Consider the following 2,888-nt stretch of genomic DNA (forward strand, 5'->3'; position numbering starts at 1 on the left):
ATCACTGCTGCTAAATCGAAAGCAGTATGGAAGGGATGAGTGATAGTTTCAGCAGTAATCGGAATTGATGTGGAAGCGGCTCTAGACGACTGAGAAAAGAACTGTGGATAGCGAGTTTCTAAGTCTTTAACTTTAGCGGTTGCGCCCCAGCGATCGTAGCAATAGTGCGCCTCTTTCATGTAGGTTTGAGCAATTTTTGACCGACCTCGCGCCAGATAATGTTTTGCCGCTAATTCATAAGCGAGTGCTTCTTCCTGGATATACTCATTTTCAGCAGCACCTGCGATCGCTTGTTCATAAAACTCTTCAGCCTCAAGAAACTGCCCTAAAACTCGCGCTTTCTCTGCTTCGACTAGATGAAATTTATGTAGATAATTCATTGGAGCGTAATCTGCCCATTTTTGCACCTTTTCTTGGTTGGTGCTAACACAACTTAGCCAAGCTTCTTCTTCAGAGCTTGAAGCCTCAACCAATAGGCTCAAAAGCACCAGAGAATCGTAGAAATGGAATATAGGTTCTGTTACTTCTTCTAAAGGCTGCCTTGCTAACACAGCAGTTTGTGCAGCTTGATGATATTCCCCAAATAGATAACACAGTATAATTTTGTTTAAATAGAGGTAGGGAATTTCAGTTCCGTCTTTAACTGCAATAGCGCGCGATAGCGCTTGCTCTTCATCATATACACTACCAATCAAACGGGTGGGATTCTCAGATCTACCTAACAGATTAAGGATTGTCTGCCACAACACTGCAATCCAATTAGAGGGGTTTTCCCGTCTGATTTGTCTGATTGCTTTGCTGTAGGTTGCCGTTTTTTGTTCCAGTTCCGTGAGTTCCTCACCGGCAAGAAACGAGTAACAACATACATTAGATGCAGCATAGCCAGCGAATTCAAAGTCTCCGGTTTCCACTCCGTTTTGATAAACATCAACCTGAATTGGTATTATTTTCCTAAAATGTACCTTCCGATGCATGATGTTGGCACTAAATATCGCTAATGCTTTAGCATTCCTTTTTTTGCTATTCAATCGTTCTGTCAAGCTGAGAGCCAACTGACCAAATTTATAACCGAGTTCAATGTCTTGAACAACGTCACCTAGAACAACTCCGTAGGCAGCATAACTCAGTGGTGACCAGGTAGCATTGCCGTAGTTGATTGATAAATTTACCATTTTGCACACAATCAGTATCATCAGTGCTGGTGACACCATATTTGCAGCAACCACGATATTCACCAGGATATACATTGCTGCCAGCGGTTCTGGTGCGGTCATCTTTGCTAGATTAATTAAGTCTTCGATGTCTCGTCCAGCTAATAGTGCAGCCGTTGACTCCAATTCTCTTTGAACATCTAACTGACTTGGATTTTCTATTAAATCTATTCCCAAGACCTTTAACGCTTCCAATCCAGTTTTTAGTACTTCTTTCAGGTTGCCCTGTGACAAATATCCTTGAATTCTGCTATCGTAAGCCTGTACTTTGTCAACCACTGTTTTGGCACGAGCGAGTACCACTTCTACCAACTGTTCCATCTCATCAAAGCAACCCTGGAGATACGCCGCTTCTGCTGCTTCTGAGTACAGCGCTAAGGTGAGATCATACTCAGTGAGCCAACTCTCTGGATTGAGGAGTTGAATCCCTGTAGTGAAATACTTAAAAGCTGCTTCATAAGCCGTTGCTGCCTTCGCTTTCTGACCTACCACTAAATTCAATCTGGAAATTTCAGCTCGTTCTGATCGAGCAGTGACTAGCTCAAGTCCTTGATTGAGATGATCGATGATTTCAAACAACCGCTCGGATCGTTGCTCTGGTGAAGTTTTTTCGAGCAAATTGCCACCGATTTGGAGATGAACAACCTGTTTCTGCGATTCGTCAATCAGAGCATAAGCCGCTTGCTGAACGCGATCGTGTAGAAACTTATACTCTTGAACCAACAAGTCTTCGTCCAATTCAGACAGAGGTTGAATTAATCCCGCTTGTATTGCTGCTAGTAGATCCTGGAAAATTGCTTTCGGTGATTTTTCGCAAATGATGGCCAATGTTTCTAAATCAAACTCAGAGCCAACACAAGCAGCGATGGAAAGTACTTGCTGTGTTGCTGACGGTAATTTCTGCAACTGACGCAGCAGTAACTCCACCACATTATCGGTGATATCTTGAGCTTCAATCTCAGTTAAGTTCCACTGCCAACTCAACTGTTGGGCATCAAAGGTTAACAGGTTTTCGCTATGCAGCAGCTTCAAAAATTCACCAACAAAGAAAGGGTTGCCCTCAGTTTTACGCAACACGACTTGGGCTAAGGAACGAACGGTATCAGGATTGCGATGTAATGTCTCAGCCACCAGTTGAGTCAACGGCAAGAGCGTTAAGGGAGCCAGGATGATTTCCTGAAGTACTGCTCCCTGGTTTCGCATGCTCTCTAGTGTTAAGACCAACGGATGCGTTGGAGTCAGTTCGTTATCTCGGTAGGCTCCGATCAAAAACAGATACTGGATTTGCTCATCAAGTAAGATGAGTTCGATTAACTTCAACGTCGCAGAATCGATCCACTGTAGATCGTCTAAGAAAATGACTAGGGGATGCTCTTTTGCACAAAACGCCTGCACAAATCTTTGAAACGTCAGGTTGAAGCGATTCTGTGCCTCAGTTGCTCCGACTTCGGGTATAGGCGACTGCTTGCCAATGATTAACTCAACCTCGGGGATGACATCAATGATGATTTGTCCGTTGCTTCCTAAAGCTGAGAGCAGACGCGATCGCCACTGTTGCACTTGCTCATCCGGTTCCCCCAGAAGTTGCTGCACCAACTTTTGCAGGGCATCCACAATGGCGCTGTAGGGAATATTGCGCCGGAATTGGTCAAATTTACCCGATATGAAATAGCCGTG

At 44.1% G+C, this 2,888-nt stretch carries 1 protein-coding gene; it reads right to left on the reverse strand.

Going from position 1 to position 2,888, the window contains the following annotated elements:
* Window positions 1-2,888 (reverse strand): ATP-binding protein (locus H6G97_RS49155; RefSeq protein WP_190947526.1); only part of this gene is annotated, 2,888 nt, incomplete at both ends.

It is taken from the genome of Nostoc flagelliforme FACHB-838 (genome assembly GCF_014698065.1).
In the GTDB taxonomy this organism is placed as follows: domain Bacteria; phylum Cyanobacteriota; class Cyanobacteriia; order Cyanobacteriales; family Nostocaceae; genus Nostoc; species Nostoc flagelliforme_B.